A 22,668-nucleotide genomic window follows, 5' to 3' on the forward strand; every position below is an offset into this window, starting at 1 on the left:
AATGCGCCCACGACCTCCTTACACACACCGCGCACAGTGGCCCCATGAACACTGAATCGGCCCGGCGACCTGGGCTGCTCCACCGGAGCGGGCGCTGGTGCGCCCGGCACGCCTGGCGGGTCGTCGCCCTGTGGGTACTGGCACTGGTCGGCCTCGGGCTCGCCAACCACACCTGGGGCGGCACCTATGCGGACAGCTTCTCCCTCCCCGGTACCAGCACCCAGATCGGTGCCGACCTGCTGACGGCCCACACCACCGCGTCCGGCGGCACCGCCTCCGCCATCGTGATCACCTCCGACGAGGGCGCGGTCACCGATCACCGGGCGGCGATCGAGGCGGCCGTCACCAACCTGGGCCGGCTTCCGGACGTCCTGTCGGTGGCCGATCCGCTCACCACGCCCGGGGCGGTCTCCGCGGACGGCGGGACCGCCCAGGTGACCGTCCGCTTCGACGGCAACCCGGCTAGCTTCGACCCCGCCTACCTCGACGAGGTCGACACCGCCGTCGAGCCGCTGCGCGCCGACGACGTCACCGTCGAGTACGGGGCCCCGCTCGGCCAGCTGGCCACCCCCAAGTCCGCCGACCGCGCTTCGGAGGCCATCGGTCTGGCCGTCGCCGTGCTCGTGCTGCTGATCGGTTTCGGCAGCGTCGCCGCCACCGGCCTGCCCCTGGTGACGGCCGTGATCGGCCTGTCGGTGAGCCTGGCCGGGCTGGGACTGCTCGCCGGGCACTTCAGCTTCGCCCAGGCCGCCCCGACCCTGGCCGCGATGATGGGCCTCGGCGTCGGCATCGACTACGCGCTCTTCCTCGCCACCCGCTACCGGGCCCTGCTGCACGCCGGAGCCGAACCCGCCGAGGCGGTCGGCCGTACGGTCGCCACCAGCGGCCGGGCCGTGTTGGTCGCCGCCGCCACGGTGGCCATGGCCCTGGGCGGGCTGTGCGCCTCCGGCGTGGGCTTCATCGGCGCCCTCGGTGTCGCCGCCGGACTGAGCGTCCTCGTGGCCGCGGCCGCGTCCGTGACCCTGACTCCCGCCCTGCTCGGTCTGCTCGGCCGTCGCATCGACCGCTTCCACGTCCGCGAGCCGGTAGCGGAACCCACCGGCGAGGCGGACGTCTGGCACCGCTGGGCCGTCAGGGTGAGCCGCCGCCCGTGGCTCTTCCTGGTCAGCGGGCTGCTCGTACTCGGCGTGCTCGCGGTCCCCCTCGCGTCCATGCAGCTCGGCCACGTCGACGCCGGTGCCCAGTCCACCAGCAGGACCGACCGCCGCGCCTACGATCTGATCACCGAGGGCTTCGGCCCCGGCGCCAACGGCCCGCTCACCGTCGTCACCCACCTCGACAGCCGTCACGTCGAGAGCGAGAGCCTGCGCCAGGACCTCGCGGCCTCGCTCCGGCGCGAGCTGGCCGCCGTACCGGGCGTCGCCTCCGTCACTCCCCCGGTGCCCAGCCCCGACCGCGCCCTGCTCATCACCACGGTCGTGCCCACCACCGGCCCGCAGGACGCGGCCACCGCGGACCTGATCCACACCTTGCAGGACGAGACGGTGCCGCGGACGCTGTCGGGCACCGGAGCCACCGGCTACCTCACGGGCACGGCCGCCGCCGCCCAGACCTTCACCGACACCCTCACCGCCAAACTGCCCCTGATCATCGCCGTGGTCGTCGCCGCCGCGTTCCTGCTGCTGCTCACCGTCTTCCGCAGCCTGCTGGTGGCGCTCAAGGCCGCCGTGCTCAACCTCTTCTCCATCGCCGCCGCCTACGGCGTGGTCGTCGCGGTCTTCCAATGGGGCTGGGGCGGCGCGCTGTTCGGCGTGACCGAGAAGGTGCCCGTCGAGTCCTACGTACCGATGATGATGTTCGCGATCGTCTTCGGGCTCTCCATGGACTACGAGGTCTTCCTGCTCTCCCGGATCCGCGAGACCTGGCTGAGTTGCGAGGACAACCACCGGGCCGTCTCCACCGGCCTCGCCGCCACGGCCCGCGTCATCACCTGCGCGGCGCTGATCATGACCAGCGTTTTCCTGGCTTTCCTGCTCTCCACGAACGTCGCCGTCAAGATGCTCGCGCTGGGCCTCGGCGTCAGCGTCATCATCGACGCCACCGTGGTCCGCCTGCTCCTGGTGCCCTCGTCCATGTACCTCTTCGGGCGCGCCAACTGGTGGCTCCCCGGCTGGCTGGACCGGTTCCTTCCGCGCCTCGACCCGGAAGGGCCCGCCGCCGGGCCGGAGCCCCATGCCGGATCGGATCCGGGGACACCATCCGCCAGCGCACCCGATTTCGCACCCGCCCGAGGAGAACGGCGATGAAGCACCCCCTGACGAGGGCCCGGGCCGCCCTGCGCCGCCGTCCCGTCCGCACGGTCACGGTCGCCGTGGTCCTGCTGGCCGTCGGTGCCACCGGCGCGGCCGAGTACACGGTCCGCCACCACATCCACGACCGTGTCGCGCAGGCGGCTCCGGGCCTCGGTGACGACGTGGCGGTCGGCATAGCCGGCGGCTGGGCCCTGTGGGACCTGGCGCACGAGGGCATCCCCCGGCTCGACGTCAGCAGCGACGACGCCCGGGTGGGGCGGCTGTCCCACGTCCGCGTCCGGGCCCGGCTGGACGACGTCCGCCTCGGCGGAACGACCACGGTCGGCGGCACCCACGCGGACGTGACGGTCTCCACGCAGTCCCTCGCCGCCGCGATCCGCGGCGCCGTACCGTCCGTGGCGGTGGCCGCGGTCACCACCGACCCGGCGACGGGGACGGTCCTCGCGGACGTCGGCCCGGGCGGCCTCGGGCGGCTGACGCTGCGTCCCGTACTCGCGGACGGCAAGGTCACCCTCGCCGTCGACGGGCTCACCCTGTTCGGCCGCTCCGTCCCCACCGACCGGCTCGGGATCGGTGCCGGCGGCTTCGGCCCCCAGTCGGGCGCGCCGAAGGAGTACCCGCTCGGGCTCGCCGCCACCTCCGCCGAGGTCCGACCGGACGGCCTGCACGTCTCTTTGACCGGCGGCCCGAGCACCCTGCCCGACAGCTGACGCCCACCGCTCGACCGCATTCGCCCGGAACGTTCCGTACCCGCCCGATGGCCGGATCACAGCACATGGCCAGGGCGTTCGAAAAGCCTTACGCACGGCCGCAGTTGCCGGCGGGTACGGTTCCAGCATGGACGTTTCCGCAATCAGTTCGAACGACGAGGACATCACGCCCGCGGTGGTGATCAAGGACGTCGCACGTCACCAGCTGGAGAAGCTGGGCGCCTCGGGGCTCTCCCCGGAGGCCGTATCCCGTGACAGCGGCATCCCCCTCGCCGAGGTCGAAGCCGTCTTCCCCCACCGCGACGACCTGCTGACCGCACTGGTCATCGATGCCTACGACGCGTCGGGCGAGGCGATGGAGCAGGCCGACGCAGCCGCCGCGGCGGCCGGTGGGTCCGGGGGCGCACGGCTCCTCGCGGTCACCCGCGCACTGCGGCAGTGGTCCTTCGACAACACCGCCGAGTTCACCCTGATCTACGGCTCGCCCGTACCGGACTACCACGCTCCCCAGGACACCGTCCCGTCCGCCTCGCGCACCCCCGCGGTCCTCGCCAAAATCGTGCGCACGGCGCTGGAAGCCGGTGAACTCACCCCGCCCCGGCGGACGGTGCCCGGCCCGCCGCTGCTCTTGCCGGAGGCCGTGCAGCTGTTCGGCGGCGCGCCCGAAGCGCCGTTCTCGGACGTCGTCGAACGCGGCATCGTCCTGTGGAGCAGCCTGATCGGCCTCCTGGTGTTCCAGGTCTTCAGCCGTACCCACGACAGCGTCCGGGACGAGGCCGCGTTCTTCGACTACGCCATCGCCGTGGCGGCCGAGAGCATCGGCCTCGTGGTCCCCCTGGCCGAGAGCTCCGACTGATCCGTCCGTCGCCCCCGCGGCACCGGCAGAAAACCAGGACGTGAACACCACCAGAACCCTCTGCTTCGTCATGGCGTCGCTCTCGTCGTACGCGGCGCTCGTCTACCGGCTGTGCCAGGCGCGGCGCAGCTGGAAGGACGGCGCGTACCGCACGCTGATCGCCACTCTGCTGCTCCAGTGCCTCACCTTCACCATGGGGGCCCTGGCCATGGGGGGCGCGCCCCTCCTGGGAGTCGGCAACCTCGCCGTCCTCCTCATGCACCTGTCGGCGGTCGCCTTCTGCGTCAGCGCGCAGATCATCTTGCTGCGGTGGGCCGCCGCGGACGAGGATTCCGTGCGCAAGACCCGCTACTGGGTGATCACCGGCATCGCGCTCGACGTGCTGCTGGCGGCCCTCTTCTTCCTCGCCGACGGCACCGGCCGGCCGGCCTCGGACTTCGACGGCACCAGTGAACCGCTGCTGCTCACCTACCTCTTGGCGTTCATCGTCTCCCAGGCGATCCCGTGCGTCACGATCTACCTCCAGTGCGGGCCGTACGCCCGGATGACCGACAACGCCTCGCTGCGCCAGGCGCTGCGGCTGCTCTCGGTCACCGCGGTGGTCCTGTTCCTCTACTGCCTGGCCAGGACGGTCAACATCCTCACGGCGGCGGGCGGGGTCGACATCGGCGCCTGGAAGGTCGCCGCGTCGGTCTTCAGCGCCGCGGGCATCGTCATGCTCTCGCTCAGCCTGACCAACTCCTCCTGGGGCCCGGCGGCAACCCGGCTCCTGGAATGGGCCCGCACGTACCGGTCGTACCGGGCGCTCTACCCGCTCTGGCGGGACCTGTACGAGTCCTCCCCGGACATCGCCCTGGAGCCGCCCGGCGCCTCGGTGTCGGACCTCGACTACCGCCTGCACCGCCGGGTCGTCGAAATACGGGACGGGTGGCGGGACTTGCGTCCGTACATCGACCGCACCGCCGACGAGGGTCGTGATCCGGCCAAGGAGGTGAGCGCGGAATCACGGCAAGCCTTCACCGAAGCTGCACAGATCAAGCGCGCCTTGCAGGCAAAACTGACCCGCACGGTGCCCCAGAACAACAAGGACGCCGGCGACTTCGACGACCGCGATACGAACAACTTCGCGGCAGAGCTCGCATGGCTCACCCAAGTGGCAGCCGCCTACAGTAAGCTCGACAAGGCGAGTTGAGAACTCCCGCCCGGTTTGCATCCCCCGTCAAACCGGGCGGGTATCCCGTTTCCCCGCTTTCGCGGCGGACGGACGGGTTACTCCCGCCCGTACTGGCCCGGCCCATCCCCCGAGGGCCGGGCCAGTCCGATGTCACCGGCGCCCAACGTGCGTCCCCCGTGAGCGCAAGTTAGCTGCCAGCTATCGGCTGGACCCCACGTTCGCCGAGTCCTGGCCAATTGTCAACTGACCGCTAATCTGTGAAACTTGTGTGTAGCTGAGAGCTATTCCGAGGGGCGACGGGAGGATGGTCCACATGACCGAGAGCGACACCGAGAACGGGAGTGAGGAGCGCCCCCTGCTCGCGATGCGCCTCGACGACCTCTTCCGAACGGTCCGTCCCAAGGGCAAGCACTGGACCAACGCCGAGGTCGCGGACGAGCTGAAGCGGGTCAACCCCGAGCTCAAGGTCGGGGGCGTGTACCTGTCGCAGCTGCGCACGGGCAAGCGCTCCAACCCGTCACCCGACCTGCTCTCCGCCCTGGCCCGTTTCTTCGGGGTCTCGGTCGCCTACTTCTTCGACGACAAGGTCGCCGAGTCCGTGCTCGGCGAGCTCGCCGCCATCGAGGCGCTGCGCCAGTCCGGGGTGCGCGCCGTGGCGATGCGGGCGGCCGGGATGAAGAAGGAGAACCTCCAGGCCATCACGGCCATCATGGACCAGTACCGGCAGATGCAGGGCCTGCCGCCGGTCGCCGACCCCTCCGAGTCCGGATGAGGGGCGCCCGCAAGGAGCGGGCGGCCGACCACGAACGCCGCAGCCGGCTCAAGAAGCTCCGGAAGGCCGGCGCGCAGCGGATCGCCGAACTCGATCTGCCGGCGGCGACCGACGTGGCCGAGCTGTGCCGCCACCTCGGCGAGGTGCGCGACCGTCCGATCACGCTGGTCCCGATGCAGATGCCCTCGTCGCATCCGTGCGGCATGTGGGTGGCCGCTCGCGACGAGGACCTCATCTTCTACGACGCCAACACCACCGGCGCGCATCAGGAGCACATCATCTTGCACGAGCTGGGCCACATCATCTGTTGCCATCGCGGGGCAGGCGGGCTGGACGAGGCGGCCGCGCGCCTCCTCTTCCCCAACCTCGACCCCCAACTCGTACGCGACATGCTCCTGCGGGCGACCTACGACGACGTCCAGGAGCAGGAGGCGGAGATCATCGCCTACCTCCTCTCCCAGCGGATCGGCGACGCCGGGCAGCACCACGCGGCAGCCCCGTCCGCAGCGGCGGGCGAGGACGGCAACCCCGCCAAGAGCGCCACGCTCAGCCGTATCGAACGCACCCTGATCTGAGATGGATCACTTATCCCCCGGCGGTCGCCACTTCCTCGGCCAGGATCGACACGGCCCGTCCGATGTCGTCCTCGCGGTGTTCACTGGTGATGAAGAACCGCAGTCTCGACAGCCCCTCCTCCACGACGGGGTGGAAGATCGGGTCAGCGACGACGCCCCGGGTGAACAATCCGTCCGCGACGCGCAGGGTCCTCGCCGAGTCGCCGAGGATGCAGGGCACGATGGGTGTGCCGGCGCTGGTGCCCGTCGCCAGACCGGCCCCGACGGCGAGCCGGAGGAAGAGCTCGGAGTTCCGCCTGAGCGCCCGCACGCGCTGCGGCTGCGCGGTGAGCAGTTCGGTGGCGGCCAGCGCCGCGGCCGCGTTGGCCGGCGTCAGGCCGACGCTGTAGACGAAACCGGGGAGCGTGTGGCGCAGCCAGCGCACCGTCCGGGCCGAACCGCCGAGGTAACCGCCGCAGCTGGCGAAGGCCTTGGAGAGGGTGCCCATCCACAGGTCCACGTCGGACCGGTCGACGCCGAAGAACTCGCCGACCCCCCGGCCGCGTTCGCCGACGGTGCCGATGCTGTGGGCCTCGTCGACCATGAGCAGGGCGCCGTAGCGCTTCTTCAGCTCGATCACGGCGGGCAGGTCGACGAGGTCGCCGTCCATGCTGTAGGCGCCCTCGACGGCGATCAGCACCCGCCGGAACCTGGGCCTGTTGAGCCGCAGGAGGTACTCCAGTTGCCCCATGTCGTTGTGGGCGAAGGGGCGTCGCGCCGCACCGGACAGGGTGCAACCCTGGAGGATGCTGTCGTGGGCGAGCGCGTCGTGCACCACGAGGTCTTCGGGGCCGACGAGGTGGCCTATCGCGGTGACGTTCGTGGCGTGGCCGCTCACCAGGGTCAGGCAGTCGTCGACGCCGAGGAACCCCGCCAGCGCCCGCTCCAGTCGTACGGTCAAGTCCCGTTCGCCGGAGAGCACGCGGCTCGCGGAGACCGAGGTGCCGTACCGGTCCACCGCCCGGTGCACGGCTTCGTCGACCGCGGGATGGCCGGAGAGCCCGAGGTAGTTGTAGCTGCCGAAGGACAGCAGGGTGCGGCCCCCGATGACGGTCGTGTCGCGGACGTTGCCCTCATGGATCCGGAAGTACGGGTTGGCGGCGCCGCTCCCGGTGATCTCGCCGAGGCGCTGCTCGAACGCGCCGACTTCCGGGAACGCGTCGATGTCGGCCGTCCCGGCGCCCCATGCCGCGCGCTCCTGCTGCGGGACCGGTCCGGCGGGCGCCGGCGTCCGCGTGCGGTCGGGCTCGGCGCGCGGATCGATGTGCGGATCGGCGTGCGGATCCACGAGTTCGATCAGCCGGCCGACGGTGAGTTCGGGCGAGAACAGCTCCTCGTCCCGGAAGCCCGGTATCCGCTTGGCGATGTTGACTGCGAGCTCCTGCAGCATCAGGGAGTCGAATCCGAGATCGGCCCCCAGGGTCAGGTGCCCGCTCAGCTCGGAGAGCGGGAAGACACCGGTCCGCGAGACCTCTTCGAGCACGATGGGCACGGCGGGCGCCGCGGGCGCCACGGATGTCGCCTCGGCCGGATCCGGGAGCTCGCGCCCCGAGTCGTCCACGACCCAGTGGCGGCGCGGGGCCAGCGGGCTCGGCGGCAGGGTGCACGGAGGCGTCCGCACCGTCGCGGGCGGCCGGGGCACGGTCCCGGTGTCCCCCGGGTCCGCGAGCCCTTCCGTTCGGCCCGCCGCGACGCCGGCGGCCACCGCCCTCAGCTTGGCGGTGGCATCGGCGGCGTCCCGCGCCACCAGGGTGAGGTGCTGTGCGAGGGGCGTGCGGCGGGCGAGGGTGTCCGCCACCGCGGCCAGCGGGGGCCGTTCCTCCGCCAGGGTGTCGGCGAGCTCCCGGGCGTAGCGGGCCAGTCCGTCCCGGTCGCGCGCGCTGAGGGCCAGTACGTACGGTCCGTCGCCGTGCGCCGCGGGCGCCGCCGGGCCTGCCGTCGCCGTGGTGCACTCCTCCACCACCAGGTGGACACCGGTACCGCCGAAGCCGAAGGCGCTCACCCCCGCCCGGCGCGGACCCGCGCGGTCCGGCCACGGTGTCGGGGTCGTCGCCACGGTCAGCCGAGCGGCGTCGAGCCCGGAGCGGTCTGCCAGGTCGCACTCCGGCTGCGGGGGTATCACGCCCCGCTGCACGGCCAGGACCGACTTGATGAGCCCGGCGATCCCCGCGGAGTTCAGCGAGTGACCGACCACCGCCTTCACGGCGCCGAGGTAGGCGGGCTGCGCGCGCTCACCGCGCAGTTCGCGCAGGACGCCGAGTTCGACGGGGTCGCCGACGGTGGTTCCGGTGCCGTGCGCCTCCAGGTAGCCCACCGCGTCCGGGGCCAGGTCCGCGTCCCGGTAGGCCCGGCGCAGTGTGCGGAGCTGCCCGGCCGCTTGGGGGTGCATACCGCCCTGCACGGTACCGTCGTTGGCCGTTCCCACCCCGCGGATCACGGCGTAGACCCGGTCGCCCGCCGCCAGGGCGTCGGACAGGGGCCGCAGCACCAGGACCCCGGCTCCCTCGCCCAGGACGAAGCCGTCGGCCTGCGCACCGAAGGGCAGGCAGCGGCCGCTGCGCGAGACGGCTCCGATCCGGCACAGCCCGACCAGCAGGTCGGGGGTGAGTATCAGTTGGGCGCCGCCCGCCAGGGCGATGCGGGAGCGGCCCGCGCGCAGTGCGTGCACGGCGTTGGCCACGGCCATGAGTCCGCCCGAGCAGGCCGAGTCCAGGGCGTAGCTCTCGCCGTGCAGGTCGAAGACCGAGCTGATGGTGTTGGGGCCCATGTTGAGCAGGAGCCCGGCCACCGAGGTGCCGTTGAGACCGTCGACGGCCCGGACCGCCTCCAGCGCGCGGGGGTGGGCGAGCCGCGCGCCGAACTCGCCCCCGGCCAGCTGGCGCATCCGGATCCGCATGGTGCTGAGCTCGCGGTAGCCGCCCTCGGTGAGCGCCGTGATCACCGAGGTCTCCTCGCGGTCGAAGCCGTCGGCCTCCCACCCCGCGTCCTGGATGGCCTCGCGGGCGAGGTCGATCAGCAGCCGGGCCTGGGGGTCCATCGCGCGGGCCCGGCGCGGCGGGATGCCGTAGTGGGCCGCGTCGAAGTGGCCCACGTCCGGCAGCAGCGCCATGGTGCTCGTGTACGCCGACGAGGTGTCGCGGAAGTCGTCGCTCGTGAAGGCCGCGGTGCGCCACCGCGAGTCCGGGATCGCCCCGAACTGTGCCTGTGGGGCCGTCAGGAGCCGCCAGTACTGGTTCACATTGCGTGCTCCAGGGAACCTGCACGCCATCCCCACGACGGCGATGTCTTCCCGCCGCGGTCTCCCCGGGTCGTCCATGTGGCCCACCCCTGTCCTGTCACCCGTGTCGGTCACCGGTCGCGAGTCGTTCGCGCCACCACTCCACGGTCGCCTTGACCTGCTCGTCGACGGGGGTGGACCGTACCGCGAACGCGGCCTCGTAGGCGCTCGAATTTACGACGAACGGACGGTCGAACTGGTAGCGGACCTCCTTCAGTTCGCGGATCAGCGGGGAGAAGAGCGATGCCACGCCGACCACGGCGGACGGGAGTCCGCGCACGGCGACCGGTCCCGTTCCCGCCTGGGCGCACAGTCGCGCGACCATCTCCCGCACGGACAGCGCCGGCTGGGTCGGGACGTGCCAGGCGCGTCCCCAGGCGCGCTCCTCGTCCGCGACCTCGACCAGCGTCCGGGCGACGTCGCGGAGGTAGGTCCAGCTGTGCGGGGCGCCCGGGTCGCCCAGCGTGGTGACCGGCTTGCCGCGCAGCAGCGGCGGCACGACCCGTGCCGCCAGGTGGCCGCCATCGGTGACGCCGGGTCCGAAGAAGTCCGAGGCGCGTACCTCGACCGCCCTGATCCGACCCTGCTCGTGCAGTTTCCGCGCCTGCTCCCAGACCGCGGTGCGGACCCGCCCCTTGGTGCCGGTGGCCGCGAGCGGAAGGTCCTCGGTCATCGGGCCGTCCACCGGGCCGTAGCCGTAGAGGTTCCCCAGCATGACCAGTACGGCCCCGGTCGCCTCGGCCGCGGCGCAGAGCGACGAGGCCAGCGGCGGCCAGTCGGCCGCCCAGCGCGGGTAGGGCGGTGCGGCGCAGCTGTGGATCGCCACCGCGCCCCGCGCGGCTTCGGTCAGCCGCGGGGTGTCCGTCGCGTCGAGCGCGACGTGTTCGATCCCGGGTTCCGGGCTTCGGCCCGATCGGGTGACGACCCTTACGGAATGGCCCTGTTCGGCGAGGAGCCGGGCGGTGGCGGCGCCGGCGGGTCCCCAACCGATGACGATGTGGAAGCTCACGTGCGCACCCTAGCGCGGGCGGCCGGCGCACCCTTCTGCGGAGCACCTCTCCCGGCCAGCGCCGGGGCGCGAACCGCCGGACACTGGGGACATGAGCGACAACCCCACCGGTACCCCCGCCGACGCCCCGGACGACGGGCCGGCAACGGGGCCGGCCAACGGGCCCGCCGTCTCCCGCCGGGAGTTCGACGCGCTGTTCGCGTCGGTCCGTACGTGGGGCCGGTGGGCGGCGGCCGATCGCGGGGCCTGGAACCGGGTGACGGCGGAACACGCGCGCAGGGCGACCGCCACGGTCCGGGACGGGACCGTCGTTGCGATGGCACGGCCCTGGGACACCCGCCCCGGCCCGGACAACGCGAAGCCCGCGCTGCACTACATGTCCGACCTCGGCGACGTGACGGCCCCGGAGCCGTCCGTCCACAAGGACTTCCTGGCCGCGGACTATCACGGCAAGGCCGTGACGCACCTCGACGCACTGTCGCACGTCGCCTACCGAGGGCAACTGTTCGACGGGCGCACCGCGCGCGAGCACGTCGGTGCGGCCGGTGCCCGCTTCGGCGCGGTGTCGGCGCTCGGCCCCCTCGTCACGCGGGGCGTCCTGGTCGACCTGCCCGCCGTCCTCGGGGTCGAATGGCTCGAACCGGGCCGTGCGGTGCACGCACGGGACCTCGTCGCCGCGGAAGAGGCACTCGGAGTGACCGTCGGGGACGGCGACGCGGTGCTGCTGCGCTCCGGGGCCCTGCGCCGGCGCCGGGAGCTCGGCGCCTGGAACCCCGACGCGGCGAGCGCGGGCTGGCACGTGCACGCCGTACCGCTGCTGGCCGAGCGCGCCGTCGCGCTGCTGGGCGGTGACGGGGACAGCGATGTACGGCCTTCGCCGGTCGAGGGGCTGCACTCTCCCGTCCACGCGCTCGCCGTCACGGCGATGGGGGTGCCGCTGCTGGACAACCTCGACCTCGAACCGCTCTCGGCCGCGTGCGCCGAAGCGGGCCGTTACGCGTTCCTGCTCGTCGTGGCGCCGCTGAACGTACCCGGCGGAACGGGCTCACCGGTCAATCCGGTCGCGATCCTGTGACGCCCGCGCCCGCTGATCATTCCACTCCCTCATCTCATTGCCGAAATGTGAGGAATATACTCAAATCCTGTGATCGGGGGCGCTCCGGTGAGGGGAAGTGGTGCACATGGGGGTCGTCGGGGACCGCATCGGCCCCGTGCGCTTCCGTGACCGATTCCTGCAGGGCGAGTCGGTCGAGGGGAGCGTGAGAAGTCCGATCCTGAGTTCGTGGCAGCGCAGCCGTCTGCTGGGGCTGTCGCCGGACCAGTCCGAGCTCCCCTTCCAGCAGGACTTCGACGTGGACGGTCCGCTGCTGCGCGCCGCCGAGCCGGTGCTCGACCGGCTCCAGGCCATCTTCGCGGGCAGCCAGACGAACATCTGCCTCGCCGACGGTCACGGCATGGTGCTCGCACGCCGCTTCGGCGAGAAGTCGATGGCCCGGCGTCTCGCCCCGATCCAGACCGTCCCCGGCTTCGTCTTCGCCGAGCAGTTCGCCGGGACGAACGGCATCGGCCTCAGCCTCGCGGAAAGGCGACTGTGCCAGGTCTACGGCGCCGAGCACTTCGCCGAGCGGTCCCAGTCGAGCGCCTGCACCGCGATCCCCCTGCGCGACCAGCTCAGCGGGCACATCCAGGGCGTCCTGTGCCTCGGATATCCCTACACCGAGGCGGACCCGGCGCTGATCCCCGTGGTGCGCAAGGCGGCCGAAGCCATCGAGCGACGGCTGATGGACCAGAGTTCGGCGCGCGAGCACGGTCTCCTGCAGGCCTATCTGGACACCGCGAGCCTCGCACTGAGCGGCGAGCACGGCCTCGACGGGCACCCGGTCGCCATGGCCGACTTCCTCCAGAGCGAGCTGGAGCAGAGCGACCAGGCGACCCTGAAGGAGAGGGCCACGGAGCTGATGTCCGGGGACCGGCGGGCCGCCGCCGAGGTGCCCCTGTCCCGCGGCCGGTGGGTCACGCTGGTCAGCCGCCCCGTGACGAGCGCCACCGGGGTGGAGGGAGTCGTCGTCGAGGCGCTGCTCCCCGAGGACTCGGAGCGGCACGCCCCCGCCCCCACCCACCCCCACGCCCCCACTGCGACGCCGACCGCGCTCGGCCCCCACGTCACCCCCGGTCCGGAACCGGCGACGGTCCGCGCACACGGCGCACCGCTCGCCGAGCGCCCCGCCGGGGAGGCCGCCCGGGCGCCCGCCGTCGGCCCCTCCCAGGGGCGGGTCAGAGGGCTGGTGCTGGTGGGCGAGCCCGAGGTGGGCAAGTACGCCGTCGCCGCGCGCCGGCGCCTGGAGTTGTTGGCCGAGGCCAGCAACCGCATCGGCACCACGCTGGACGTGAGCCGCACCGCCTGGGAGCTCGCCGAGACGGCCGTCCCGAGGTTGGCCGATTTCGTCACCATCGACCTGCCCGGGGGCGTACTGCTCGGCGAGGAGTCCCCCCACCCCACCACCGAAATGCACCGCACAGTGGTCCACGGCATCCGCGAGGACTGCCCCTTCTACCCGGTCGGTACGCAGGTCAGCCTGCGGCCCACCACGCCCCACATGCGCTGCATCGCCACCCGCCAGCCGGTGCTCGAACAAGACCTGAAGGCCGCCTTCGGCTGGATCGCCCAGGACCCCCGGCACGCCGAACTGCTCCTCGCCCACAACATCCACTCCCTCATCACGGTCCCGCTGCTCGCCCGAGGCGCCGTACTCGGCGTCGCGAGCTTCTACCGCTCGCACGACCCGGCCCCCTACGGGGACGACGACCGCTCCCTGGCCCAGGAGCTCGCCGCCCGCGCCTCCCTCTGCATCGACAACGCCCGCCGCTACACCCGCGAACACACCCTCGCCCTGTCCCTCCAGCGCAGCCTGCTCCCCCGCGACCTCCCCGAGCAGAGCGCCGTCGAAGTCGCCCACCGCTACCTGCCCGCCGAGTCGGGCGTCGGCGGCGACTGGTTCGACGTCATCCCCCTGTCCGGGGCCCGGGTCGCCCTCCTCGTCGGCGATGTCGTCGGCCACGGACTGCACGCCGCCGCCACCATGGGCCGGCTGCGCACCGCCGCCCGCAACTTCGCCGAGCTGGAGCTGGCCCCCGACGAGCTCCTCACCCACCTGGACAACCTGATGGTGCGCCTCGACCGCGAGGAGGGCGGGGACGGTCCCGGCTCCGGCAGCACCGGCATCGTCGGCGCCACCTGCCTGTACGCCATCTACGACCCCACCTCCCAGCAGTGCACCATGGCCCGGGCCGGCCACCCTCCGCCCGCGCTGGTCCAGCCCGACGGCGCCGTGTCCCTCCTCGACCTGCCCGCCGGTCCCCCGCTCGGCCTCGGCGGCCTGCCCTTCGAGTCGGTCGAGATCCGGCTCCCCGAGCACAGCCAGCTCGTCCTCTACACCGACGGGCTCATCGAGGACCGCCACCGCGACGTCGACGTGGCCCTCGACGCGCTGAACCGGGCGCTGGCGCACCCGGACCGGGCCCCCGAGGAAACCTGCCAGGCCGTGCTCGACGCCGTGGCGCCCGAGCACCCCGCCGACGACATCGCGCTCCTGGTCGCCCGCACCCACGCCGTACCCGCGGACCGGATCGCGACCTGGGAGCTGGCCGCCGACCCGGCGCTCGTCTCCGAGGTCCGCGCCGCTTCCGTGGAGCAACTGCACCGGTGGGGTCTGGAGGAGTCCGCGTTCGCCACGGAACTGCTGCTCAGCGAGCTGGTCACGAACGCCGTCCGCTACGGGACCGCGCCCATCCGGGTACGTCTCATCCACGACCGCAACCTGATCTGCGAGGTGCACGACGCCAGCAGCAGTGCCCCGCGCATGCGCCAGTCGGCCACCACCGACGAGGGCGGCCGAGGCCTGTTCCTCGTCGCCCAGCTCGCCCAGTCCTGGGGCACGCGCTACACCACCAGCGGAAAGGTCATCTGGGCCGAGTGCACCCTGGCCGCGGCATGACCCCCGGAGCCCCGGCCGTTCGGCCACCCGGGTCAGACAGCGCCTCGATATGCCGGGAATGTTCCTTGATGTCCCCGTAGAGTGCCCCGTACCGTCGGGAAGAACTCGGAGGCCGACCCCCGGAGAAGTCCGTGCATGACGCTCCCGACACCTGGGCGAGCCCACCCTCGCAGTCCGGTGCCGCACCCCTCGTCCGCCTGCGCGGCCTGAGCAAGCGGTTCGGCGGCACGCTCGCGTTGGACTCGGTCGACCTCGACATCCGGCGCAGCAGCGTCCTCGCCCTGCTCGGCCCCAACGGAGCCGGAAAGTCCACCCTCATCAAGGTGCTCGCCGGGGTGCACCAAGCCGACACGGGCGAGGTCACGGTGGCCGGACACCCCCTCGGCAGCCACGCCGCGACCCGGAACATGTCCTTCATCCACCAGGACCTCGGGCTCGTCCCGTGGATGACGGTGGCCGAGAACATCGCCCTGGGCACCGGCTACCCCCGCCATCGCGGACTGATCTCCTGGCGGCGGACCCGCGAGCGCTGCGACGAGGCCCTGCGGATCGTCGCCGGGCACCTGGACGCCGACGCCCGGATCGCCCGCCTCGGCCCCGCCGAGCGCTCGCTCGTCGCCATCGCCCGCGCCCTCGCCACCCGGGCCGAGCTCATCGTGCTCGACGAGCCGACCGCCACCCTCCCGGCCGCCGACTGCGCGCGGCTCTTCGACGTGCTCCACACCCTGCGCGACCGCGGCCACGGAATCCTCTACGTCAGCCACCGGCTCGACGAGGTCTACCGGGTCGCCGACGCCTTCGCCGTGCTGCGGGACGGACGGCTGGTCGACCGGGGCCCGCTCGCCGGTCACAGCCCGGACCGACTGGTGCGCGCGATCGTGGGCCACGCACCGGCCGGCCGGGCGCCCACCGCTCCCCCGGCCGCCGGCGCGCCCCTGCTGAGCCTCCACGGGGTGCGGACCGTGTCCACCGCAGGGGTGAGCCTGGACCTGCGCGCCGGTGAGGTCCTCGGCATGGTGGGCCTGACCGGAGCCGGCCACATGGAGCTGGGCCGCGCCCTCGCCGGCGCCCTGCCGATCCTCGGCGGGCGGGTGCTGCTCGACGGCCGGCCGTACCACCCGCGTACGGTCCACTCCGCACTCGACTCCGGCGTCGGCTTCGTCGCGGCCAACCGTCAGGAGGAGGGCTGCGCCGCCGACCTGACCGTACGGGAGAACTTCTTGGCGAACCCGCGCGCGTCCGGCACCCCGGCGGTCCACTGGATCAGCCCCCGCCGCGAGCGCGCCCGGGCCACCGCCCTCATCGACCGGTTCTCGGTGCACCCCCGCGACAGCGAGGTGCCGATCGCCACCCTGTCCGGCGGCAACCAGCAGAAGGTCATGGTCGGCCGGTGGCTCCGGGGACACCTGCGTCTGCTCGTCCTGGAGGAGCCGACCGCCGGTGTGGACGTCGGCGCCAAGGTGACCATCCACCGGCTGCTCGACGACGCACTGGCCTCGGGCCTGGCGGTCCTGCTCATCTCCACCGACTTCGAGGAGGTCGCGGACGTGTGCCATCGCGCTCTGGTGTTCGTCCGCGGGAGCGTGAGCGCCGAGCTGAGCGGTGCGGCCCTCACGGTCACCGAACTCACCCGAACCGCCTCGGCCATGTCCGCGATCACCGGACCCACGACGGACCGATGACCATGACCCCTTCCCCGTCCCCGCCCCCTGCCCCGTCGCCCTCGCCTTCCCGTTCGTCCTCGCCGCGGTCCTTGCTGGACCACCTACGGGGTCACCACCTCGGCACCTACGGCCTGCTCGTCCTCGCCGTCCTGCTCTTCCTGGTCTTCTCCCTCGTCCTGCCGGACACCTTCCCCACCCGGGACAACGTCTCCTCGATCCTGTCCAACCAGTCGATCCCGGCCATCCTGGCCCTCGGCGCGACCATCCCCATCGCCACCGGGAAGTTCGACCTGTCCATGGGCTACGGCCTCGGCCTGGCCCACGTGATGGTGCTGCAGCTCATCGTCAACACGGGCTGGCCCTGGCCGCTGGCCTGCCTCACCGTCGTCCTCGGCGGGGCACTGGTCGGCGTCCTCAACGGCGTCATCGTCGAGTACGTGCGGATCGATTCCTTCATCGCCACGCTCGGCACCGGCAGCATGATGTACGCCGTCACCGGCTGGATCACCGACGGCTCCCGGATCGTCCCCGGCCCGGACGGCCTGCCCGCCGCCTTCACCGACCTCTACGACTCCCGGTTCCTCGGCCTGCCGCTCCCCGCCTACTACGTCCTGGCCCTCACGGCCGCGCTCTGGGTGGTCCTGGAACGGCTACCGCTCGGCCGGTACATGTACGTCATCGGCTCGAGCCGGCGCACCGCCGACATCATCGGCATCCCCAGCCACCGGTATTCCGTCTACGCCTTCGCCGGATCCGGCCTGGTCACCGGCCTCGCCGGGGTCCTCCTCGCCGCCCAGCAGCAGACCGGCAACCCGAGCGTCGGACTGGACTACCTGCTGCCCGCGTTCGTCGGCGCCCTGCTCGGGTCCACGACGATCAAACCCGGCCGCGTCAACGCCCTCGGCACCGTCGTGGCGGTCGCCGTCCTCGCCATCGGCCTCGCCGGCATCGGCCAGCTCGGCGCCGACTTCTGGGCCACGCCGCTGTTCAACGGGGCCACCCTGCTCATCGCCGTCGGCCTGGCCGGCTACTCCGCCCGGCGCCGGCTGCGCACCCCCTAGGAACGTTCGTACGCGCACCGCGTCAGGAGCACCGTGTACCCGAAGGACTCGCAGTCGCACTCGCACCGCAGGACCACCCTCACGACCGCGGCGCTGCTGGCAGCGGCCGCCGCCCTCGCCGCCGGCTGCGGGAGCGGCGGCCCCTCCACCGGCTCCGCGCCGCCCAGGGCCGGTTGCCCCGCTGCCCTCGCGAGCGCCAAGGCGGCCGTCGCGCGGGCCGAGAACACCGACACCACCTGGCACGGCCCCACCACCGGCCCCGCGGCGGTCCCCGACAAGTCGATCGTCTACGTCGCGCAGACCATGACCAACCCCGGTGTCGCGGGCGTTGCGAAGGGCGTCGAGGAGGCCGCGAAGGCCATCGGCTGGCAGGTGCGGGTGATCGACGGGGACGGCACCCCTGCCGGCATCCAGGCTGCCCTCAGCCAGGCCATCACCCTGCGGCCCTCGGGCATCGTCATCGGCGGCTTCGATCCCCAGCTGACCTCGCAGCAGATGGCGCGGGCCGAAGCGGCGCACATCCCGGTGATCGGCTGGCACGCGGTGGGTTCCCCCGGCCCGAGCGAGCGACCGAAGCTGTTCACCAACGTCACCACCAAGGTGGAGGACGTCGCGAGGATCAGCGCGGACTGGATCATCGCCCGGTCCGCGGGCGATGCCGGAGTCGTCCTCTTCACCGACGACTCGATCCCGTTCGCGAAGAACAAGGCGGAGCTGATCCGCAAGGGGCTCGCCACCTGCTCCGGCGTACGGCTCCTGAGCTACGAGAACATCCCCATCCCCGACGCCGGGATCCGCACCCCGCAGGCGGTCTCCTCCCTGCTCTCCCGCTTCCAGGACGAGTGGACGTACTCCGCCGCCATCAACGACCTCTACTTCGCGGACGCGGCCCCGGCGCTGCGCGCGGCGGGCAAGCCCGGCTCCGGTCCGCCCTTCAACATCGGCGCCGGCGACGGCGACCCTTCCGCCTTCCAGCGGATCAACAGCGAGCAGTTCCAGGCCGCCACCGTGCCCGAGCCGTTGAACCAGCAGGGCTGGCAGATCATCGACGAGTTCAACCGGGCCTTCGCCGACCGGCCGGCCAGCGGCTACGTGGCCCCCGTGCACATCGCCACGGCCGACAACAGCGACGGCGCCACGTCCTGGGACCCGTCCGGCTACCGCGAGGGGTACCGCAGGATCTGGGCGGGCTGACGGCGCCGCGCAGGGGGCTCCGGTCCCGCTCGGTGCGGGGCCGGTACCCCCTGCGTGCCGCGCGTTACCGGTACGGGTCGAAGGGGATGCCCGCCGGCTTGGCCTCCGCCAGGTGGGAGGCGAAGGAGCCGTCCTTCAGGCCGAAGTGCGCGCTGCCGAAATCGGCCTGCGTGAGCTTGTCCCGCACGGTCGCCGGGTAGCCCGACCAGCCGACGAGGGTGGGGAACTGCCAGGCGCGGCGGTGGTTCTCGGGCGGTTCGTCGTTGGTGTTCGCGGCGCGGAAGCAGTGCGTGCCGATGCCGTCCTTGTGGTAAACGATCTTGGGGTGGTTGCCGTCCCAGCGGATCTGGTCGCGCGAGTGGATGTTGAAGTCCCCGTGGGCGGAGGTCGCGACGTACTTGGCCTCGTTGCCCTGGATCCACACGACCACGTGCTCCCAGTCGTGCCGGTGGCCGCCGAGCTCGATGCCGGGCAGGGCCTGGTCCTTCTCGAAGTAGAGCGCGTACATGACGGCGCACCAGCCGTTGTTGCAGGCCCAGCGGGAGTAGCCGTTGGTGTTCTCGAGGTCCGAGGCGTCCCGGCAGCTGCCGTTGAGGGCGCCGGTGGGCTTCAGTCCGCCGTTCAGCACCCCGCTCGCGCTGATGGCGGGCGTCGGGTAGCAGCCGTCGGTGTCGTAGTCGTACGCGGGCTGATAGGTCAGCTCGATCGCCTCGGCCCTACCGGGGAGCGCCGGGGGCGGCGCCGCGAAGGCCACTTGGGGCACGGCGACGACCACCGCGAGGGCAGCACCGACGACGACCATCGATCTCCGGATGTGACGGTTCGTCCGCAAAACAGGCCTCCTGGCCGACCGGATGCGAGGGGGGTGGGTGCGCCGCGGCGGAACACCGCCGACCGACGCGCCGCGAGCATCATTCGCGAACCGGGGCGACACGGCAAGGGGCCGGACAGACTCCGTTCCTTGCATGCCGAAGGGCCGGGAAAGCCTCGTACACAAGGAATTTGACGGAATGTCAGGGATGTGTCATGGACTACCGGGCCCATCGGTGGTCGCGGGGCAGTCGTGCGGGTGGGGCGGGGGGCCCACGACGTTGAGGACGGGGTCCTTCCCGTCCGATACGTCGAAGACGAAGAGGACGCCGGAGGGCGTGGCCTGGATCGAGCACTGGTTGCCGAAGGTCAGGGGTTCGTAGGGCTTCCAGGCGCAACCGGCGCGGTCAAGGGATTCGGTCACGTCGGCGTAGTCGGGCTTGCCCGGGAAGGCCTCCCTGCCGACCAGTCCGATGGGAAGGTGGATGACATCGCGCCAGGTCTGGAGGCAGATCAGGACGACCTGCTGGCAGCGGCAGACGCTGAGTTCGAGGTCGTCGTAGGCGAACAGGCGCGGCCATGACCGACGCTTCCCGATGGTCACTTCCCAGGGCTCGCCGAGCGCTGCGGTGACCGCGCCCCAGGGTGCACCGTTCGAGACCGGCCCCAGACGCCCCGATCGTGCGAGTTCCGTCAGGACGTCGAGCAGCTCCATGGTGCGGGAGCCTGTCAGCTGCGGCGACGGGCTGTCCAACCGTTTCGGCGCGGGTGGGGCCCGGCGACGCCGGCATGCGGCGCCTTGATCGTCGCAGCTGCACGTGACTAGGTTTGCCCCTGACGAACGACGATCAAGCAGGTGGGGCGCATGACGGGATGGGACGAGCTGGTGCAACTGGTCGGCCCGCCGCCGGCCCGAGAGCCGTCCCCCGACGACTGGGCCGAGGTCGAGGCCTACGTCGGCTCGTCGCTGCCCGGCGACTTCAAGAGGTTCCTCGACGCCTACGGCACCGGTGTGATCTCCGGAGAGCTGGTGGTCTTCCACCCCCGAGGGTCCAGCCCGCTCCTGGAGCGGATGCGGGACATCCACGCAAGGTTCGGCGGGTCATGGCGGCGCGACCCGGGCAGGTACCCGTTCCGGTTCCACCCCGACCCGGGCGGCCTCGTCTCCTGGGGCTACGACCACTCCGGCGACGAGCACTTCTTCTGGCCGCGCGACCCGGAACCGGACCTCTGGAAGATCGTCACGAACATCAACGGGGCCGATCCCGAGGTCTTCGACGGACCGTTCACCGACTTCGTGCTCGCCTTCGCCAAGCGCTTGCGCGACGTGGACCCGCACCACGGGATCGACCCCGACCTCGTGGAGTTCCTCGAACCGGAGGACCTGGACGAACTGGCGGGGAGCGGCGAGATCGGTCCGGTCGAGCCGAGCTTCGAGCCGATCTGATCGCCGGGGTCGGCGGCGCCGCCGAGCCCAGGGGCAGCCCGGCGGTCGACCTGCCCGTGCCCGCAGTTCAGCCGAGGGTGTTCATCAAGATGATGGCCAGGAGGTCCAGGAGGATGACGGCGATGACGACGCCGATCATGAACCAGGCCCTGCTCGATTCGTCCATGCCCACGAGCCACCTCCCGATCCGGGCGTGCCGCCGCGTGCGGTCCGGGGACCGCACGCGGGACTCGTCCACCTCCGGCCATCATGACCCGGATCCGGGCGGAGCACAGGTCGGGGACCCGGTTCCCTAGGCCCTGTCGCAGATCAGGCGACCCAGGTGCCGGTCATGCCGACGACCGCCGAGCCGTCCTGGTCGGCCAGCTTGGTCCCCGTGAAGTCGCGGGCCCACTGTGAGGTCTGGATGCGGAAGGCGGGCCGGTCGGCGGTGAGCGCCTCCATGACGGACTCGGCCGCGCCGGCCGGGGTCTGCGCGCCGTTCATGAACTGGCCGACCGTGCGCTCGACGTAGTGGCGCAGCGCGTCGGAGTACGGGCCGGCCGCGGCGATCCGCGCTTCGAGGTCGAGGCCGATGTTGTTCACGAACTCCGTCGCCACGGCGCCGGGCTCGATGACGGACACGCTCACGCCGACGGCGCCCGCGACGGGGGCCAGGCTCTCCATGTACCCCTCCACGGCGAACTTCGCGGCGCAGTAGGCCTCGTTGAAGGGCTGGCCGATGACGCCGCCGACGCTGGTGACCGTGATCAGGCGTCCGCCGGTGGCCCGCAGGTGCGGCAGCGCGGCCTTGGAGACGTTCAGTACGCCGAAGAAGTTGACTTCCATGACCCCGCGGACGTCGGCGACGGATTCGAGCTCCAGGGTGCCCACGTGCCCGGCGCCCGCGTTGTTGACGACGGCGTCCAGCCGGCCGTAGTCGGCGATGACGCCTTCCACGGCGGCGGCGACGGAGGCCTCGTCGACGACGTCGAGCTGTCGGACGTCGAGCTCGACGCCCGCCTCGACGGCGGCCTTGCGCAGCGCGTCGGCGCGGCCCGTGTCGCGCAGGGTGGCGACCGTGCGCCAGCCGGCCCGGGCGGCGGCGATCGCGGCGGCCAGGCCGATGCCGGAGGAGGTGCCGGTGATCAGGACGGTGCGGGCGGAGGTCGCGGAGGTGGCGGCGGAGGGGGTCGACATGGCGGGGCCTTTCACGGGGACGGTTTATGTGCGTGCACACACACTATAAAATTATGTGCGTGCGCACGCAAGCTCTAGACTGCCGACATGCCGAAGAAGCTCACCGAATCCGAGATGCCGGCGGCCGACTACGCCTTCTACGGGCTGGTGTGGGCCGGGACGGTCATGACCGATCGCGTCGACCGGGCCCTGGTCAAAGCCCATGACCTGCCGGTGTCCTGGTTCGAGGTCATGCTGTGGCTGGCCTCCAGCCCCGAGCCGGTGCCCGCCTCCGTGCTCGGCAACAGCACCCTGCTCAGCCGCAGCCAGGTCTCCCGCGTCGTGGACGCCCTGCAGACCCGGGGCCTGGTGACCCGCACGCCTTCGGCGCGCGACGCCCGGTCGGTGGAGGTCTCCCTCACCGAGGCGGGCCGTACGGTGTTCGTCGAGGCGGACGCCACCCGGCGCGAAGCCCTGGCCCCGGTCTTCACCGAGCTCCTCGACGAGCGGGACCTGGAGGCGCTGGGCACCGTGTGGCGCAAGCTCAAGGCCGCGAAGGCGGCACAGGCCGAGCAGGCCGAGCAGCGCGCCAAGTAACCCCCCGAGCAGCGCCGC

At 72.2% G+C, this 22,668-nt stretch carries 18 protein-coding genes; 13 read left to right on the top strand and 5 right to left on the bottom strand.

Annotated elements, in window-relative coordinates:
- The first annotated feature begins 44 nt into the window (after nucleotides 1-44).
- The 6 genes from OG386_RS06345 to OG386_RS06370 all read left to right on the top strand — a co-directional run bounded on the left by OG386_RS06345 (nucleotide 45) and on the right by OG386_RS06370 (nucleotide 6,399).
- The gene (locus OG386_RS06345) at nucleotides 45-2,306 is read left to right on the top strand and encodes an MMPL family transporter (RefSeq protein ID WP_328787174.1); all 2,262 of its coding nucleotides are present in this window, start codon (nucleotides 45-47) and stop codon (nucleotides 2,304-2,306) included.
- The gene (locus OG386_RS06350) at nucleotides 2,303-3,022 is read left to right on the top strand and encodes an LmeA family phospholipid-binding protein (protein WP_328787175.1); all 720 of its coding nucleotides are present in this window, start codon (nucleotides 2,303-2,305) and stop codon (nucleotides 3,020-3,022) included. The genes OG386_RS06345 and OG386_RS06350 overlap by 4 nt, the downstream gene beginning before the upstream one ends.
- Nucleotides 3,023-3,149: 127 nt before the next feature.
- Nucleotides 3,150-3,878 (top strand): TetR-like C-terminal domain-containing protein, encoded by a 729-nt coding sequence (locus tag OG386_RS06355; RefSeq protein ID WP_328787176.1) that lies wholly within the window; start codon nucleotides 3,150-3,152, stop codon nucleotides 3,876-3,878.
- Nucleotides 3,879-3,918: 40 nt separating this feature from the next.
- Complete coding sequence (locus tag OG386_RS06360; RefSeq protein ID WP_328787177.1) at nucleotides 3,919-5,070, top strand: MAB_1171c family putative transporter; 1,152 nt, start codon at nucleotides 3,919-3,921, stop codon at nucleotides 5,068-5,070.
- Nucleotides 5,071-5,365: 295 nt separating this feature from the next.
- Nucleotides 5,366-5,824, top strand: a complete 459-nt coding sequence (locus tag OG386_RS06365; RefSeq protein WP_328787178.1) for a helix-turn-helix domain-containing protein — start codon at nucleotides 5,366-5,368, stop codon at nucleotides 5,822-5,824.
- Nucleotides 5,821-6,399 carry a toxin gene (locus tag OG386_RS06370; protein ID WP_328787179.1) on the top strand — a complete coding sequence of 193 codons (579 nt, stop codon included), beginning with the start codon at nucleotides 5,821-5,823 and terminating at the stop codon, nucleotides 6,397-6,399. Before OG386_RS06365 ends, OG386_RS06370 begins: the two co-directional genes overlap by 4 nt.
- A 10-nt stretch (nucleotides 6,400-6,409) precedes the next feature.
- Here OG386_RS06370 and OG386_RS06375 read toward each other — a convergent pair whose 3' ends face one another.
- Complete coding sequence (locus OG386_RS06375; protein ID WP_328787180.1) at nucleotides 6,410-9,754, bottom strand: aminotransferase class I/II-fold pyridoxal phosphate-dependent enzyme; 3,345 nt, start codon at nucleotides 9,752-9,754, stop codon at nucleotides 6,410-6,412.
- A 19-nt stretch (nucleotides 9,755-9,773) separates the two neighbouring features.
- Nucleotides 9,774-10,724: an NAD-dependent epimerase/dehydratase family protein gene (locus OG386_RS06380; RefSeq protein ID WP_328787181.1), complete on the bottom strand. Its 951-nt coding sequence runs from the start codon at nucleotides 10,722-10,724 to the stop codon at nucleotides 9,774-9,776.
- 91 nt (nucleotides 10,725-10,815) lie between these two features.
- Here OG386_RS06380 and OG386_RS06385 point away from each other — a divergent pair, with 91 nt between their 5' ends.
- The 5 genes from OG386_RS06385 (at nucleotide 10,816) to OG386_RS06405 (ending at nucleotide 18,638) form a co-directional block, all read left to right on the top strand.
- Nucleotides 10,816-11,799 carry a cyclase family protein gene (locus tag OG386_RS06385; RefSeq protein WP_328787182.1) on the top strand — a complete coding sequence of 328 codons (984 nt, stop codon included), beginning with the start codon at nucleotides 10,816-10,818 and terminating at the stop codon, nucleotides 11,797-11,799.
- A gap of 106 nt (nucleotides 11,800-11,905) precedes the next feature.
- Nucleotides 11,906-14,719, top strand: a complete 2,814-nt coding sequence (locus OG386_RS06390; protein WP_328787184.1) for a SpoIIE family protein phosphatase — start codon at nucleotides 11,906-11,908, stop codon at nucleotides 14,717-14,719.
- A gap of 131 nt (nucleotides 14,720-14,850) precedes the next feature.
- Nucleotides 14,851-16,401, top strand: coding sequence for a sugar ABC transporter ATP-binding protein (locus OG386_RS06395; RefSeq protein ID WP_328787185.1), 1,551 nt, complete (start codon nucleotides 14,851-14,853; stop codon nucleotides 16,399-16,401).
- A gap of 2 nt (nucleotides 16,402-16,403) precedes the next feature.
- Nucleotides 16,404-17,444, top strand: a complete 1,041-nt coding sequence (locus tag OG386_RS06400) for an ABC transporter permease (protein WP_328793176.1) — start codon at nucleotides 16,404-16,406, stop codon at nucleotides 17,442-17,444.
- Nucleotides 17,445-17,540: 96 nt separating this feature from the next.
- Nucleotides 17,541-18,638 (top strand): substrate-binding domain-containing protein, encoded by a 1,098-nt coding sequence (locus tag OG386_RS06405; protein WP_405790879.1) that lies wholly within the window; start codon nucleotides 17,541-17,543, stop codon nucleotides 18,636-18,638.
- Between the two features lie 64 nt (nucleotides 18,639-18,702).
- Here the strand turns inward: OG386_RS06405 and OG386_RS06410 are convergent, their stop codons facing one another.
- Complete coding sequence (locus tag OG386_RS06410) at nucleotides 18,703-19,440, bottom strand: NPP1 family protein (RefSeq protein ID WP_385288879.1); 738 nt, start codon at nucleotides 19,438-19,440, stop codon at nucleotides 18,703-18,705.
- 222 nt (nucleotides 19,441-19,662) lie between these two features.
- Nucleotides 19,663-20,163 (bottom strand): hypothetical protein, encoded by a 501-nt coding sequence (locus tag OG386_RS06415; protein WP_328787187.1) that lies wholly within the window; start codon nucleotides 20,161-20,163, stop codon nucleotides 19,663-19,665.
- Nucleotides 20,164-20,313: 150 nt separating this feature from the next.
- Between OG386_RS06415 and OG386_RS06420 the strand changes: the two genes are divergently transcribed.
- Nucleotides 20,314-20,895, top strand: a complete 582-nt coding sequence (locus tag OG386_RS06420; protein WP_328787188.1) for a hypothetical protein — start codon at nucleotides 20,314-20,316, stop codon at nucleotides 20,893-20,895.
- Nucleotides 20,896-21,204: 309 nt separating this feature from the next.
- On the opposite strand, the gene OG386_RS06425 is transcribed toward OG386_RS06420, so the two are convergent.
- Nucleotides 21,205-22,074, bottom strand: coding sequence for an SDR family NAD(P)-dependent oxidoreductase (locus OG386_RS06425; RefSeq protein ID WP_328787189.1), 870 nt, complete (start codon nucleotides 22,072-22,074; stop codon nucleotides 21,205-21,207).
- Nucleotides 22,075-22,161: 87 nt separating this feature from the next.
- Between OG386_RS06425 and OG386_RS06430 the strand changes: the two genes are divergently transcribed.
- Nucleotides 22,162-22,650: a MarR family winged helix-turn-helix transcriptional regulator gene (locus OG386_RS06430; protein WP_328787190.1), complete on the top strand. Its 489-nt coding sequence runs from the start codon at nucleotides 22,162-22,164 to the stop codon at nucleotides 22,648-22,650.
- Nucleotides 22,651-22,668 lie beyond the last annotated feature (18 nt).

Source organism: Streptomyces sp. NBC_00273 (genome assembly GCF_036178145.1).
Classification (GTDB): Bacteria; Actinomycetota; Actinomycetes; order Streptomycetales; family Streptomycetaceae; genus Streptomyces.

Bases quoted from the DNA above. Each gene is read 5' to 3' on its own strand.
- OG386_RS06345 (WP_328787174.1), top strand. From the start codon at position 45: ATGAACACTGAATCGGCCCGGCGACCTGGGCTGCTCCACCGGAGCGGG.
- OG386_RS06350 (WP_328787175.1), top strand. From the start codon at position 2,303: ATGAAGCACCCCCTGACGAGGGCCCGGGCCGCCCTGCGCCGCCGTCCC.
- OG386_RS06355 (WP_328787176.1), top strand. From the start codon at position 3,150: ATGGACGTTTCCGCAATCAGTTCGAACGACGAGGACATCACGCCCGCG.
- OG386_RS06365 (WP_328787178.1), top strand. From the start codon at position 5,366: ATGACCGAGAGCGACACCGAGAACGGGAGTGAGGAGCGCCCCCTGCTC.
- OG386_RS06370 (WP_328787179.1), top strand. From the start codon at position 5,821: ATGAGGGGCGCCCGCAAGGAGCGGGCGGCCGACCACGAACGCCGCAGC.
- OG386_RS06375 (WP_328787180.1), bottom strand. From the start codon at position 9,754: ATGGACGACCCGGGGAGACCGCGGCGGGAAGACATCGCCGTCGTGGGG.
- OG386_RS06385 (WP_328787182.1), top strand. From the start codon at position 10,816: ATGAGCGACAACCCCACCGGTACCCCCGCCGACGCCCCGGACGACGGG.
- OG386_RS06390 (WP_328787184.1), top strand. From the start codon at position 11,906: ATGGGGGTCGTCGGGGACCGCATCGGCCCCGTGCGCTTCCGTGACCGA.
- OG386_RS06400 (WP_328793176.1), top strand. From the start codon at position 16,404: ATGACCCCTTCCCCGTCCCCGCCCCCTGCCCCGTCGCCCTCGCCTTCC.
- OG386_RS06410 (WP_385288879.1), bottom strand. From the start codon at position 19,440: ATGGTCGTCGTCGGTGCTGCCCTCGCGGTGGTCGTCGCCGTGCCCCAA.
- OG386_RS06415 (WP_328787187.1), bottom strand. From the start codon at position 20,163: ATGGAGCTGCTCGACGTCCTGACGGAACTCGCACGATCGGGGCGTCTG.
- OG386_RS06420 (WP_328787188.1), top strand. From the start codon at position 20,314: ATGACGGGATGGGACGAGCTGGTGCAACTGGTCGGCCCGCCGCCGGCC.
- OG386_RS06425 (WP_328787189.1), bottom strand. From the start codon at position 22,074: ATGTCGACCCCCTCCGCCGCCACCTCCGCGACCTCCGCCCGCACCGTC.
- OG386_RS06430 (WP_328787190.1), top strand. From the start codon at position 22,162: ATGCCGAAGAAGCTCACCGAATCCGAGATGCCGGCGGCCGACTACGCC.